The sequence below is a fragment of the Mesorhizobium sp. M1396 genome, from assembly GCF_040317725.1.
GTDB lineage: Bacteria > Pseudomonadota > Alphaproteobacteria > Rhizobiales > Rhizobiaceae > Mesorhizobium.
In genome coordinates this window covers 24652-38766 of sequence record NZ_JAMYLA010000060.1, presented here as the reverse complement: position 1 = coordinate 38766, position 14115 = coordinate 24652, and the positions used below count along the sequence as shown (strand labels likewise).

13 protein-coding genes and 1 pseudogene are annotated in these 14115 nt (G+C 62.8%); 8 read left to right on the top strand and 6 right to left on the bottom strand.

The features are described 5' to 3' along the window. A partial coding sequence (locus NKH02_RS29080) for a hypothetical protein (protein WP_352883118.1) occupies nt 1–466 on the bottom strand: 466 nt, incomplete at its 3' end. 335 nt (nt 467–801) lie between these two features. Here NKH02_RS29080 and NKH02_RS29075 point away from each other — a divergent pair. Then, complete coding sequence (locus NKH02_RS29075; RefSeq protein ID WP_023760406.1) at nt 802–1278, top strand: tyrosine-type recombinase/integrase; 477 nt, start codon at nt 802–804, stop codon at nt 1276–1278. Next, entirely contained in the window at nt 1272–1403 is a 132-nt protein-coding gene (locus NKH02_RS29070) for a hypothetical protein (RefSeq protein WP_352883116.1), read from the top strand. Before NKH02_RS29075 ends, NKH02_RS29070 begins: the two co-directional genes overlap by 7 nt. A 223-nt stretch (nt 1404–1626) precedes the next feature. Here the strand turns inward: NKH02_RS29070 and NKH02_RS29065 are convergent, their stop codons facing one another. The 5 genes from NKH02_RS29065 to NKH02_RS29040 form a co-directional block, all read right to left on the bottom strand. Next, nucleotides 1627–2022 (bottom strand): XRE family transcriptional regulator, encoded by a 396-nt coding sequence (locus NKH02_RS29065; RefSeq protein WP_023760408.1) that lies wholly within the window; start codon nt 2020–2022, stop codon nt 1627–1629. 89 nt (nt 2023–2111) lie between these two features. After that, entirely contained in the window at nt 2112–2261 is a 150-nt protein-coding gene (locus NKH02_RS29060; RefSeq protein WP_198032246.1) for a type II toxin-antitoxin system RelE/ParE family toxin, read from the bottom strand. A 574-nt stretch (nt 2262–2835) separates the two neighbouring features. Then, nucleotides 2836–4053 carry an MFS transporter gene (locus NKH02_RS29050; RefSeq protein WP_352581795.1) on the bottom strand — a complete coding sequence of 406 codons (1218 nt, stop codon included), beginning with the start codon at nt 4051–4053 and terminating at the stop codon, nt 2836–2838. A 57-nt stretch (nt 4054–4110) separates the two neighbouring features. Then, nucleotides 4111–5547 (bottom strand): RNA polymerase factor sigma-54, encoded by a 1437-nt coding sequence (gene rpoN, locus NKH02_RS29045; RefSeq protein ID WP_352697281.1) that lies wholly within the window; start codon nt 5545–5547, stop codon nt 4111–4113. 69 nt (nt 5548–5616) lie between these two features. After that, complete coding sequence (locus NKH02_RS29040; protein WP_023766875.1) at nt 5617–6150, bottom strand: peroxiredoxin; 534 nt, start codon at nt 6148–6150, stop codon at nt 5617–5619. 1635 nt (nt 6151–7785) lie between these two features. Between NKH02_RS29040 and NKH02_RS29035 the strand changes: the two genes are divergently transcribed. The 6 genes and pseudogenes from NKH02_RS29035 (at nt 7786) to NKH02_RS29010 (ending at nt 13987) form a co-directional block, all read left to right on the top strand. Further along, entirely contained in the window at nt 7786–8988 is a 1203-nt protein-coding gene (locus tag NKH02_RS29035; protein WP_352883115.1) for a cytochrome P450, read from the top strand. A 91-nt stretch (nt 8989–9079) separates the two neighbouring features. Next, nucleotides 9080–10369: a cytochrome P450 gene (locus NKH02_RS29030; RefSeq protein ID WP_352883113.1), complete on the top strand. Its 1290-nt coding sequence runs from the start codon at nt 9080–9082 to the stop codon at nt 10367–10369. Further along, nucleotides 10353–10496 (top strand): annotated as a pseudogene (locus NKH02_RS29025) (ferredoxin); the annotation flags it as partial. The gene NKH02_RS29030 and the pseudogene NKH02_RS29025, both read left to right, overlap by 17 nt. A gap of 168 nt (nt 10497–10664) precedes the next feature. After that, on the top strand, nt 10665–11507 hold the full coding sequence (locus tag NKH02_RS29020; protein ID WP_352883122.1) for an SDR family oxidoreductase: 843 nt from the start codon (nt 10665–10667) through the stop codon (nt 11505–11507). Beyond that, complete coding sequence (locus NKH02_RS29015; protein WP_352883112.1) at nt 11507–12850, top strand: cytochrome P450; 1344 nt, start codon at nt 11507–11509, stop codon at nt 12848–12850. Before NKH02_RS29020 ends, NKH02_RS29015 begins: the two co-directional genes overlap by 1 nt. A gap of 147 nt (nt 12851–12997) precedes the next feature. Next, nucleotides 12998–13987 carry a polyprenyl synthetase family protein gene (locus NKH02_RS29010; RefSeq protein WP_352631436.1) on the top strand — a complete coding sequence of 330 codons (990 nt, stop codon included), beginning with the start codon at nt 12998–13000 and terminating at the stop codon, nt 13985–13987. Nucleotides 13988–14115 lie beyond the last annotated feature (128 nt).

Sequence of the window (14115 nt, the reverse complement as noted above, 5' to 3'; positions counted from 1 at the left end):
CGGGCGAACGCTGACGGCCGCGCATTACATAAGAGGGGTCAAAATTGGACGCCGATCCGGGGTCAGTTTTGGAAGCCGGTTGACAATTTGCCACTTGGTGAATTTGCGCTGGATTGGCCGCGCCCCATGCTTCGAAGCCTTGGCCTATATGGTAGGCGAGGTCGTCAGACGCCTTGTCCCCCAACGTATGAACAAGCGAAACCACGCGCTCCGTTGTATCTTGAATCTTGCTTAGAAAGCCCTCAATGACCTGCGCTATTCGCGATCTGTCTCGGTTTGAGAATTCCGCTACAGGAAGTGCCTCAAAGTACGAAATTCCGTCGAAGGTGTCATCATTGTGCATGTCCGCAAGGGCCGTGCCGACACCCCTGAGGGAATCGAAACTCACTGCCGACACTGTAGGCCAAAGCGAGCCGTCCGACACTGCCCGCTTCAGTTGTGCAATTGTAATAGGGTGATCACTCATTGGCTTTGTTCAACGTAAATTGGTTCTGCTGACCGCTAGGCGCACCGTCAGAACACGAGCTAAAGAAAAGGTTTCGAACGAACGTCGCAGTGCGCTATCGGTGATCGCAAGCTACCACACGGCTTGAACCGCCTGTTGGTCGAACTTGTCGGCAAAGGGTAACTGTACAGACTTCTAACATTTTGGATCTGACGGTCCTTCTAGGCGCCGTGCCGCTATCGCTGCTTTGAACTTCTTAAGGGCCTCGGCCTGAGATGGCGCGACTGCCATTTTGACTTGAGCGGGTAGAGGCGTCGATCTGACCATGGAGTTCCGTTCAACGAGAGGAGCTCGCCATGGCTACCCTGTCGACCGATGCACCAATCTCTCCGCTTCGCCAGCGCATGCAGCACGACATGCTCATGCGTGGCCTGGGCTCCCATACCCAGCAGGACTACGTTCGTCACGTCCGGCGCTTCGCTGTGTTCCTTGGCCGCTCGCCCGACACGGCGACGGCTGCGGACATCCGTCGATTCCAGCTGCATCAGCATGAGAGCGGCGTCGGCCCTGCGACGATCAATGGCGCGGTCTCGGCACTGCGGTTCCTGTTCCTCGTGAGGCTGAAGCGGCGGGATCTGGCGCGTGCGCTGGTGATCATGAGGTATCAGCGCAAGCTGCCCGATGTGCTGAGCGTGGAGGAAGCGGCGCGGCTGCTCGAAGCCGCACCCGGCATCAAGTACAAGGCCGCGCTCGGCGTCGCCTATGGCGCGGGCCTGCGCGTGTTCAAGTTGCGCACCTCAAGATCGACGAAATCGACTCGACACGCATGCTGATCCGCGTCGAACGGGGCAAGGGACGCAGGGACCGCAACGCTATGCTCTCGCTGCAACTTCTGGAACTGCTCCGGCTGTGGTGGCGCGAAGGCAAGTGGCGCGGGGTGATGCTCCCCCATGGCTGACTGTTCCCCGGGGCGCAGCTTCACCGCGCCGATCTCATCGAGGCAATTACACCGCGCAGTCCAGGAGGCAGCCAAAGTCGCCGGCATCCGCAGCTCACACCTATGTCGGCCTCCGTTACCTTGCCGCGAGCTGGCTTAACTAGGACGTTGCTCATACCTCCTACTCCTCGCATCGACGAGACCATCTCGCCCATCGGTAGTCTTTAGCCGAAACAGAGTGAGGTCAGCCGGCGCGTGCGGCTTTTGTGCGATTACGTCCACCTGCCGCTCTTTTGACGCTATGCACGGAGACGGCTTTGGGAGCCACCACGTCGCCGAGCCGCTCTATACGGAGGGCCGCGCGTGAGGGAAGGCGAACGACGAGTTCGAGTTGCCCCCCGATCGCCTCGACGTAGCTTTTAAGAGTAGACAAGTACATGTCGGCTTGTTTCTCGATCTTCGAGACCGAAGGCTGCTTGATCTTGAGGACCGAAGCGATTTCGGCCTGGGCCTTTCCAGCGGCACGCCGCAAATCGCCGAGACTCTCGACTTCTCCCCTTAATTCTTCGAAACGCGCGTCGACCCGCTCCCGACGATCCTCGGGGAGCGCAGCGATTAGGTCGTCAAGCTTGCGTCCCATCACTTCTTCTCCTTCTTCGCCGCCCCCAAACGGTCGAGATGCCCTTGATAGCGCTTGTCCGCCTTGGCGATCAGACTTTTATAGAAGCGCTACTCACTCACGCCCGACTTATCGCCGGCGACGAGCAGGATCGCCTTCCGCTTCCGGTCGAATGCGAACGCAACCCGCCAGACACCATCATCAGCGTCGAAGCGAAGTTCTTTCATGTTCGCGAACGACGAGTCATTCAAGGTCCGCATGCGGTCGCCCCAGCTGGGGCCCGAACACACCGAGCAGCTTAGCCGAGGCCAATAGCTCATCTTGGACTGTCTGGTGCAACGCCTCGACTCCCCGTCGAACTCATCGCCAAAAACGGCTTCGCAAGTCATATATAGCTCCTAGGCTATGTGGTCAAGATCGCAAGCTGCCGAACGATAGTCTGCGGCCGAAACAAGGTACGCGCGATCGACGATAATCCGGCCGCCGTTGACACGACTGGCAATTCGCGACCTGTCTGCGCTATCGAGCGGCATCGTCACCGGCGTTCTGACGGGCATGGCCGGCGCGTAGCTGTCGCTTGCCCAGAATGCCGGCTTGTCGTGAAAGGTATGACCGCCAGCAAGGGTTCCATCGCGCCGGCAGCGCTCACCGTCGCCAAATGGAAACCGGTGCCGGCGAGGTTCGCGTGTCTGGCGGCGAAGGTCGCCATGGCCCGGAGGTGAAGCCGGCGAGGCAGCTGCGCTGGTCCATGCGTAATCGTGTGGAGAACCGCGCCGCGCCGTGCATCGCATCTCTCGTCCCGCTGCGCTGCTGAGGCCTTTTCTGTCAGGCGGTCTAGGTTTCGCGCTTCGGGCCGACCAGGAACACTATGAGGGCAGCGACGAACGTGGCAACAGCACTGTAGGCAATGGCGCTTGTAATCCCCGCATTCTCCACCAATAGTCCGCCGAAAATCGCGCCGGCTGCGATTGCCACTTGGAATACTGTGACCAGCAGCACACCGGCGCTTTGGGCCTGCTCGGGAACGGCCCTCCGTACCATCCACGTCTGCAATCCCACTGGCACGGCGCCGAAGGCAAACCCCCACGCGGCAACAGCAATCGCCGAGGCCAAGGCCGATGCTCCCGCCGTCAGCAGCGAAACAGCGGCTATCGCTATGAGCAGCGGTGCAAGGGCCGCGACTGCCTTGAGACTGTACTCGGCCAGAAGCCCGCCGGCCAGATTGCCGAAGAATCCGCTGATGCCAAAAGCCAGCAACACAAGCGAGATCGTCTCGACATCCAGCGCGGGAATCTTCTCGAGGAAGGCGCGGATATAGGTGATTCCGGCGAAGTGGCCGGAAGCGACCAGCAGGACGACCAAAAGCGCAATTTTGACCATCGGAATCTTGGCCACATCCAGCAGGCTTCGGAAGCTAGCCACTCCAATCGGAGGCAGTCTCGGAATGGTTATGAGTTGCACGAGCAGTGTAGCGGCGGCGCCGGCTGCGGCGAGCATGAAGGCGCTTCGCCATCCCCAGATATCGCCGACGTAAGCGCCGATTGGAGCTGCGCAGACGGTAGCTACGGAAACGCCGGTAAGGATGATCGACATAGCGCGCGGCAGGAGGTGGCTTGGAACGAGCCGCATCGCCAGTGCTGCCGACATCGACCAGAAGCCTCCGAGCGCTATGCCGAGCACGACGCGTGCAGTCAGGAGAACCGCCAGCGACCACGCGCCGGCCGCCAGAACGTCCGACAGGATCAGCAGCAGCGTCATGGTCCACATGACGGTCCTGCGGTCCAGGCGCTTTGTGATGATCGCCACCGTCGGCGCCGAGATCGCCCCGACGATAGCTGTCGCCGTCATCGCCTGTCCAGCCGCTCCCTCGCTAATACCGAGATCATGCGCGAGGGGCGTGAGCAGGCTGACAGGCAGAAACTCTGCCGTGACCAGCCCGAATGTGCCCAAGGAAAGCGAAATGACCGCACCCCATGCGGGACCAGACGGTGGGACGGGCTTTTCTGGGTCGTGCAGAACAGCGTCCATGACGCCTGCTGCGGATTGGGTCATGAACGAAGTCTCCACTTTGATGCAATGCAACGTGATGTTGGCTGCCTTGACCCAAATCTAAAAACACAAGCGCATTTCCCGGCGGCGTTGCACGGAGGAGGGGATGTTCATTGCTTCGCGATATTTTGTGACGGTGCGGCGCGCAACATCGATGCCGGTTTCCTTCAGCCGGACAGCGATGTCCTCATCGGAAAGCACGTCGCCGGGAGATTCTGCGGCAATGATCGCTTTGATCCGATGCCGGACAGCTTCGGCGGAGTGCGCATCGCCGCCTTGGCAGGACGCGATCGCGACGGTGAAAAAATACTTCAGTTCAAAGACTCCGCGCGGGGTAAGCATGTACTTGTTCGAGGTCACCCGGCTTACTGTCGACTCGTGCACGCCGATCGCGTCAGCGACGGTTCTAAGATTGAGAGGCCGCAGGTGGGTGACGCCATGTTCCAAAAAGGCATCCTGCTGACGCACGATTTCAGCCGCAACCTTAACAATCGTCTTGGCGCGCTGATCGAGGCTGCGGATTAGCCAGTTCGCGTTTTGCAAGCATTCGTCGAGAAATGCTTGATCTTTCGAATTTTGGGCAGTTTGACGCGTGACTTCGGCATAGTAGGTTTGGTTGATCAGCAGCTTTGGCAGCGTGGCGGGATCAAGTTCGATCTGCCACCCGCCTTGCGGCGAGGGCGTGACCCAGACGTCGGGTATGATTGATTCAGACGCACCGGATTCGAATCTGTTCCCAGGCTTGGGATCGAGCGCCCGAATTTCATGCATCATGTCGAGAAGGTCTTCTTCATCGACGCCGCAATGCTGCTTCAGCGCCTCAAAATCGCGTCGCGCAAGCATTTCAAGATGGGCAACCAAAGCTGCCATTGCCGGGTCGAGCCGATTTCGCTGGCGCAACTGAATCTCGAGGCATTCTCTGAGACTTCGCGCAAAAACTCCCGATGGATCAAATTGCTGCAAGGTTCCGAGAACCCGTTCCACAACAGCCTCATGGACATTCAGGCTCTCGGCCAGCTCCAAAAGGTTTGCCCGAAGATAGCCAGTGTCTTCCAGATCGGCGGCAAGCTGGCCAGCGATCAGCCGCTCCTGTGGTGTGAACGCAGTGAGGGCGATCTGACGAGCGACATGGTCGTGCAATGTTTCGGCGAGGGTGGCAAACTCGTCGAGGGAAGGGCCATTGCCGGGCGGGTTGTTGGTCGTGTTGCGAAGTGATTTCCATTGCCCGAGCCGTTCAGGCGAACTTGCCCCGGTCGGTCCTTCAACGGCGTTTGCGCCAGGGCCGACAGGCTGATCCGCTCCCGAAATCGAAACGTCGTCAAAAGGCCCGCCATCGCTTGATGCAGATTCCAAGAGCGGGTTCTTCTCAATTTCCCGCTCCACGAACTGATGCAGTTCAGTATGCGCCAGTTGCAGCAAGCGAATCGACTCAATGAGTTGAGGCGATGCCACCATGGATTGCTTCTGACGTTGAAGCAGGCTTGCTGAGGATTGCATGGTGAGCGCGATAATCCTGTCGAGGAGCCTCTTGGGACCGGCAATGGCACCAGTGAGACGTTTTCTAGGTCAAGCGGCGGCTTTCAGCGTTTCGAGAACGTTTTGCGGGGATGAGACGCCATACGGGTCGGCCTCGCAGTTGTCGGAGAAACCTTCCTCCTCGAACCAGTGCTCCACCACGCCATTGTTGATCAGGGCGGCGTAGCGCCAGGAGCGCATCCCGAAGCCGAGATTGTCCTTGGCGACCAGCATGCCCATTTTGCGTGTGAACTCGCCTGAGCCATCGGGAATGAGCTCGACCTGCTTCAGGCCCAAGGACTTCCCCCACGCATTCATGACGAAGGCGTCGTTGACTGAGAGGCAGTAAATCGCGTCAATTCCCTCCTTCTCAAACTCATCATAGAGCTCTTCGAACTGGGGCAATTGGTAGGTCGAGCAGGTTGGTGTGAAGGCGCCAGGCAGCGAGAACAGGATGACCCGCTTGCCGGCAAAGTAGTCGTCAGATGTCTTTTCTTCCCAGCGATATGGATTTGGCCCCTGGACTGACTTATCGTGAACGCGCGTGAGAAAGGTGACGAAGGGAACTTTCTTTTGAACTGTCATCAAGTTGCTCCTAAAGAAGAAAACTGGCGCTGAATTCTGGCAGAGGCTGGCGCAATACCGAGCAGAGGCTCGTATGCCCGGCACGGGATGAGGACCTCGCGGCTCGCAACCTCCTTTTTCCCTCGCGACGTATGGGAACGTCTTGGCGGCTGGTCTTGGCCACCCGAACGCAATCGATCTGAGCGAGCTGGACACCGTCGAGCCGCTTGCTTTCCACGGCTATGGCGCCGGAAGCGGGATCGGTCACCCGCGATCGTGCCCGGGGAAAAGGGATAGCGGCCGGAAGTAGCCAATATCGCAAGCATGTGGGGGCCTGAAATGTCACTTCACGCAGACTCGGGTCACTGGACTGGTTCAGCGTGTTGTCGATATGTGGCAGTGACCCGCCGGCCTTGGCTTGGGTGACCCTTTGAGGGGGCCCTTGGGCACTCCTATGCTGAACAGAACCGGTAAACGGCATTTGCGCGAGCGGCCCGTGTTGGCATGCCGGCATCGGACCAGCCATGCGCAAAGCGGCCACCGAGAACGGCCTTCCGGAGGAGACGATGTCCCGATGTTCAGCGGGAACGGGCACCGTCTCCTCAGGCCACTGTCTAGAGCTTCGCGCGTCGGGCATGGTGCAAGTCGCTTTCATCGTGATTTGATGGTGCTCTAACCAGGAGCAGCAAGCGGCGTGCCATTTCAAATAGAGGTGCTGTTGGACCGCACCTTCTTCTCGGAGGCCGTGTCTTAGAAGATCGGGCGCGCGCTATGCCGCCTCGTCACACAGGCAACAACGATGCTGTATGGTGCGGATATTCGGCGCTTCAGCCCCGGCTGGGCAAAGAAGAACCGGAAGCCGAGCCGATGCACTACCTGAGGCTGCGGGCACTCCAGTCGTAGCGTGTGCCGCTAGCGTTCATGGGTGCGCAGCACGGCTATCGCGAACACGCGCCTGTCGCAGCAACATGAGCGCGCGGTCTTGGGCAAGCGCCCTGGCGCCGTGAGGATCGAATTCCCCAATCGTGTCTGTTTACCGCCCTCTTATGTTCGAAACTGGACCAGAATGTCGCAGGCCCGACCTAAAGGTCGCCCGAGGCGTTCTGTCCGACACTGTTCCGTCGCCTTTGTTGGCCCGCGACACCGGCTTATTTCGCCTAGCTCTTCTCTGGCCTCAGGCTAAGCCGCTGAGAAGCTGCCACAATTTTTTTCTGCTGCGGCCAAATTGGCACGAGATTTGAAGCACCTTCGTTGTCGGCCGGGAGCCGCCGACCGACTTTCATTTCGTGGATGACACGAATGGAACGAAGAAAGAAAAGCAAAATGTCAAATCCGCGTCGGATAGCATCTATGGACAGGGGCCCTCGGCGAAACCGCCTTACCCAACAGCTCGCCGCCCTTGTCGACCCTTGCGCAGGAAATCTTGGCCGGCGGCGGCTCAAAGGCCCACCACACCGACTTTATCCTGACCTCGAAGGTACAGGATAACGTTCTGCATCTCGCCGCGCGTTTGCCTAGACAGTTAAGCGTTAGCCGATCCTGATAATCGGTCTGCCTTCCGACGACGTCGTCTACATGCCGTCTTAGGTCTTCTCTACCGCAGCGCCCGCCGGTCACCTTCCGCCCTTCCATCGCTATAGAGTGAAGTTGCCACCCATGTCCGAACAACCTTTGCCGACGCTGCCGACGTGGCGCGTCGATCACATTGAGCCCTCGCCCGAGATGTTGGCGCTACGCGCCAACGGTCCAATCCACCGCGTGCGCTTCCCGTCCGGGCACGAAGGCTGGTGGGTGACAGGCTATGACGAGGCCAAGGCGGTGTTGTCCGACGCGGCGTTCCGGCCCGCGGGAATGCCGCCGGCGGCATTCACCCCGGATTCGGTGATTCTCGGTTCGCCAGGATGGCTGGTCTCGCACGAGGGGAGCGAACATACGCGGTTACGCAAGATCGTGGCGCCAGCCTTCAGCAACGGCAGGGTGAAGCTGCTCGCGCAGCAGGTCGAGGCGATCGCGGGGCAGCTGTTCGAGACACTGGCGGCCCAGCCCCAGCCCGCAGATCTGCGGCGCCACCTCTCCTTTCCGCTTCCCGCCATGGTCATTGGCGCGCTGATGGGCGTGCTCTACGAGGATCACGCCTTTTTCGCCGGGCTGTCCGACGAGGTGATGACGCACCAGCATGAAAGCGGCCCGCGAAGCGCGTCGCGCTTGGCCTGGGAAGAACTCCGCGCCTACATTCGCGGCAAGATGCGGGACAAGCGCCAGGATCCGGGCGACAACGTGCTGACGGATCTGCTCGCGGCGGTCGACCAGGGCAAGGCGACCGAGGAAGAGGCGATCGGCCTGGCGGCGGGCATGCTGGTGGCGGGGCACGAGAGCACCGTGGCGCAGATCGAATTCGGCCTGCTGGCCATGTTCCGCCATCCGCAACAGCGCGAACGCCTGGTCGGCGATCCATCCCTGGTGGACAAGGCGGTGGAGGAAATCCTGCGCATGTACCCGCCGGGCGCCGGCTGGGACGGCATCATGCGCTATCCGAGGACCGACGTGACCATCGCGGGCGTGCATGTTCGCGCGGAGAGCAAGGTGCTGGTCGGCCTGCCGGCGACGTCGTTCGATCCGCGCCATTTCGACGACCCGGAAATCTTCGATATCGGACGTGACGAAAACCCGCACCTGGCGTTCTCCTACGGGTCCCACAACTGCGTGGGCTTGGCGCTGGCCAGGCTGGAACTCAAGGCGGTGTTCGGTTCGATCTTCCAGCGCTTTCCCGCGCTGCGCCTGGCCGTGGCGCCCGAAGAACTGAAGTTGCGCAGGGAGATCATCACTGGCGGGTTCGAGGAGTTCCCGGTGCTCTGGTGATGCGCGGACGCCACCAGGAATCCCGATGTTCTCGAGTTGCCGGCGCGCCTTCCGCGCGCCGATCAGATCAGCCAGCCAACAGGTGACCAAGATGGACGTGCAAGAAACCACGGCAGCATGCCAGGACGCCTTCGCCGAACTGGCGTCGCCAGCGTGCATTCAGGACCCGTACCCATTCATGCGGTGGTTGCGCGAGCACGATCCGGTACATCGCGCGGCGTCGGGCCTCTTTCTGTTGAGCCGCCACGCCGACATCTACTGGGCGCTTAAAGCCACTGGCGATGCTTTTCGGGGGCCGGCACCAGGCGAACTGGCGCGCTATTTCCCGCGTGCGGCGACCAGCCTGTCGCTAAGTCTGCTGGCGTCCACTTTGGCGATGAAGGAACCTCCAACGCATACGCGCCTGCGCCGGCTGATCTCGCGCGATTTCACCATCGGCCAGATCGACAAGCTGAGGCCGACCATCGCTCGCATCGTCGCAGCGCGCCTGGACGGCATGGCGCCCGCGCTGGAGCGCGGGGAGGCGGTGGACCTGCATCGGGAATTCGCGCTGGCCTTGCCCATGCTGGTTTTCGGCGAACTGTTCGGCATGCACCGGGAAGACATGTTGGGGCTCGTCGGCGGCATCAGCGCCATCCTGGAAGGCCTGAGCCCGCACGCCAGCGATCCCCAGCTCGCCGCGGCGGACGCGGCCAGCGCCAGGGTGCAGGCCTACTTCGGCGACCTCATACAGCGCAAGCGTATCGATTCCCGCCACGACATCGTGTCAATGCTGGTCGGGGCACACGACGACGATGCCGACATGCTGTCGGATGCGGAGTTGATCAGCATGCTGTGGGGTATGCTGCTGGGCGGCTTCGCCACCACTGCTGCGGCCATCGGCCATGCTGTCCTGGCGATGCTGGCGTATCCCGAACAGCGGCACTGGCTGCAGGGAGATGCCGTGGGGGTGAAGGCATTCGTCGAAGAAGCCCTGCGCTACGACGCGCCCGCCATGTTCAGCTCCATTCCGCGTATCGCCCAGCGCGACATCGAAATGGGCGGCGTGGTGATCCCGAAGAACGCGGACGTGCGCGTGCTGATCGCGGCCGGCAATCGCGACCCGGACGCCTTCGCCGATCCCGATCGCTTCGATCCCGTGCGGTTCTGCGGCACCAGTCCTGGCATGTCGATCGACGGGAAGATCATGCTGACCTTCGGCCACGGCATCCACTTCTGCCTTGGTGCGCAACTGGCCCGGGTGCAATTGGCCGAAAGCCTGCCGCGGATCCAGGCGCGCTTCCCCACGCTGGCATTGGCCGAGCAGCCGACCCGGGAGCCCTCCGCGTTCCTTAGGACATTCCGCGCGCTGCCGGTACGGCTGCATGGGCAGGAGGGCTGAGATGCGCGTCGTAGTCGATCAGGATCTGTGCGGAACGACCGGGCAGTGCGTGCTGACGCTGCCTGGCACCTTTCGCCAGCGCGAACCGGACGGCGTGGCCGAAGTGTGCGTGGCGACGGTCCCGCAGGCGCTGCACGCCGCCGTGCGGCTTGCGGCCAACCAGTGCCCGGTCGCCGCCATTCGTGTCATCGAAAGTGACGCTGGCCATGACGAGCGCGCCAGCGCCGACCCTGCGCCTTCTCCGGCGCAGGCCCAGCGGCATGCTGCGAAAGGCCAATGCAATTCAGGAGACACGATGGGACGGTTTGAAGGCAAGGTGGCCGTGGTGACCGGCGCTGGCGCCGGCATCGGCAAGGCATGCGCTCTCGCTATCGCGCGCGGGGGCGGCAGAGTGGTGGTGGCCGACATTGATGGCTCGGCGGCCATCGCCTGCACCGCGCAGATCGCGGCCGAAGCAGGCCACGCGCTGGCCATAGCCCTGGATATCGCCGATGAGCAGGCGGTGGCAGCGCTGTTCGAGACGGCGGAGCGGCACTTCGGGGGGGTCGACCTGCTGCTGAACAATGCGAGCGCCATGCATCTGACCCCGCGCGACCGCGCGATCCTCGACCTGGACCTGGCAGTCTGGGACCAGACCATGGCGACCAATCTGCGCGGCACGCTGCTCTGCTGCCGGCAGGCCATCCCACGGATGATCGCCCGCGGCGGTGGCGCGATCGTCAACATGTCGTCGTGCCAGGGGCTCAGCGGTGACACGGCGCAAACGTCCTACGCCGCGTCGAAGGCGGCGATGAACATGCTCTCGGCTTCGCTCGCCACCCAGTACGGTCATGCGCAGATCCGCTGCAACGCGGTTGCGCCGGGTCTTATCATGACCGAGCGTCTCCTCGCCAATTTGGACGAATGCATGCAACTGCATCTGCGCCGGCATCAGCTCCTGCAGCGCGTCGGCCGCCCCGAGGACGTGGCCGCGCTCGTGGCGTTCCTGCTCTCCGACGATGCTGCGTTCATCACCGGCCAAGTCGTGTGCATCGATGGCGGCATGCTGGCGCATGTGCCGACATACGCCGACGGCGGCAACAGCTGCGCCGCGCGCCCTGTCGGCGACACCGAATCGGCGGCGGCGGCGCGCTGCTGATGGACATGCTGCTCAACCCGCTGAACCGTCGGCACCGGCTGCGGTGCGACATCCCGGTCATGCCTGGCGCTTTCCCCCTGGTCGGGCATCTTCCCGCCATTGTCTGCGACCTGCCGCGCCTGCTGCAGCGAGCAGAACGGACGCTGGGCAGCCACTTCTGGCTGGATTTCGGCCCTGCCGGACATCTGATGACCTGTGTGGATCCGGACGCTTTCTCACTGCTCAAGCACAAGGACGTGTCCTCGGCGCTGATCGAAGAGATCGCGCCCGAATTGCTTGGCGGAACGTTGGTTGCCCTGGACGGCGGCGCGCACCGGCAGGCGCGCGATGCCATCAAGGCAGCGTTCTTGCCCAAGGGACTGACCCAGGCCGGGATCGGCGACCTGTTCGCGCCCGTCATCCAGGCGCGGGTGCAGGCGTGGCGCGCCCGCGGCGAGGTAACCATCCTGCGCGAAACCGGGGACCTGATGCTGAAGCTCATCTTCAGCCTCATGGGAATCCCCGCGCAGGATCTGCCGGGATGGCATCGCAAGTACCGGCAATTGCTGCAATTGATCGTAGCCCCCCCGGTCGACCTGCCCGGACTGCCCTTGCGGCGCGGCCGTGCCGCCCGCGACTGGATCGACGCGCAGTTGCGCCGGTTCGTCCGCGATGCGCGCGCGCATGCCGCGCGCACCGGGCTGATCAACGACATGGTGAGCGCCTTCGACCGCAGCGACGGTCCGCTCCCCGATGACGTCCTGATCGCGAATATTCGCTTGCTGCTGCTTGCCGGTCACGACACCACTGCCTCGACGATGGCCTGGATTGTGATCGAGCTGGCGCGGCAGCCTGTGCTGTGGGACGCCCTGGTCGAGGAGGCGCAACGCGTGGGCGCGGTGCCGACCCGGCACGCGGATCTGGCGCAGTGTCCGGTCGCCGAGGCGCTGTTCCGCGAGACACTGCGCCTGCATCCGGCGACCACGCTCCTGCCGCGTCGCGCGCTGCAGGAATTGCAACTCGGCGAACGGCGCATTCCCGCGGGCACCCATCTATGCATCCCGCTGCTGCATTTCTCGACCTCGGCGCTGCTGCACGAGGCGCCTGATCAGTTCCGCCTGGCGCGGTGGCTGCTACGCACAGAGCCGATCCGGCCGGTTGACATGCTGCAGTTCGGTACCGGCCCACACGTGTGCATCGGCTACCACCTGGTATGGCTGGAAATGGTGCAGTTCTGCATCGCCTTGGCGCTGACCATGCACAAGGCCGGGGTGCGGCCGCAGTTGCTGAGCGACGTCGAAAAAGGCCGGCGCTATTACCCGACCGCCCATCCGTCAATGAAAATTCGAATAGGCTTTTCATGAGCTGGCACGGCATGCCCTGTGTGGCAAGGCAGCGGCGCCGGCGGGGCGCGGCATTGCTGCACTCAGCGCACGCACTCGTGTGACGCCGGCAACACCGTGACGACTTGCGCTCGCCGTGGCCGTCTCAGCTACAAGGACATGAACAACATGCAGACCGGTTCCACTCCACGCGACCGAATTGGCGTTTCCGCATTCGGCGGATTGGGCGCGCAGGCGCGCGGCGCCTCTGGCGGGCTGCTCCCGGAGATCTGGATGCAGGACGGCGCAAAGCGGGTCGAACAGGCTCTGGGGCGTCTGCTCTGCGCCGAAGACGACGGTAAGACAGAGCTGATGGCGGCCATGCGCTACGCCACCTTGCATGGCGGGAAGCGCACCCGCGCCTTGCTCTGTCTGGCTGCCGGCGCACTGGCGGGCACGCCGGCGCACATGCTCGACGACGTCTGCGCCGCCATCGAGATGATGCACGCCTGTACCCTGGTCCACGACGACCTGCCCGCGATGGACGACGACGTGCTTCGCCGCGGCCTTCCGACCGTGCACGTAAAGTTCGGCGAAGCCACTGCGATCCTGGTCGGCGATGCGCTGCAGGCCCACGCCTTCCTCACCCTGGCGAGCCTGGATGCGCCGGGCGACAACCGTATCGCGCTCGTGCGCGAACTGGCGCAGGCGGTGTCCGCCGAGGGTGCCGCAGGCGGGCAGGCCATCGATCTGTCGTTGGTCGGAAAGCATGCCGGGCTGGACAGGATCCTGGCGATGCATGGGATGAAAACCGGAGCGCTAGTGCGCGCGTCGGTTCGCATGGGCGCGCTATACTCCATCGCGGAGGATGCCGCGCACGCTGCGCTGTATGCTGCGCTCGATCGCTACACCGCCTGTTTTGGCCTGGCTTTGCAGGTGGCCGACGACATTCTCGACGCGACGGCGGATACCGCGACTCTTGGCAAGACCCCCGGCAAGGACGCGGCGGCGCAGAAGCCGACCTGCGCGTCGATCATGGGGCTGCAGGCTGCGCGCCAGTTCGCCCTGTACTTGTTGCACGACGCCGGGGAGGCCATCGCCCCTCTGGGGCCGCGTGCGGAAGGGTTGGCGCAGATGCTGCAGCGGGCCAACCTCTATCTGTCCGCGCCATACGCATGAGCGTGCGCATCCGTAAGGACTCGCCCCTGTGCTGCTGCGATCGGCCGGCGGGCGCTGCATGCTGCACTGTGTCCGTGTCGGCGGCGACGTGCGCGGCGTCTGCCCGTTTCTGTTCTCGTTAGCCTTCT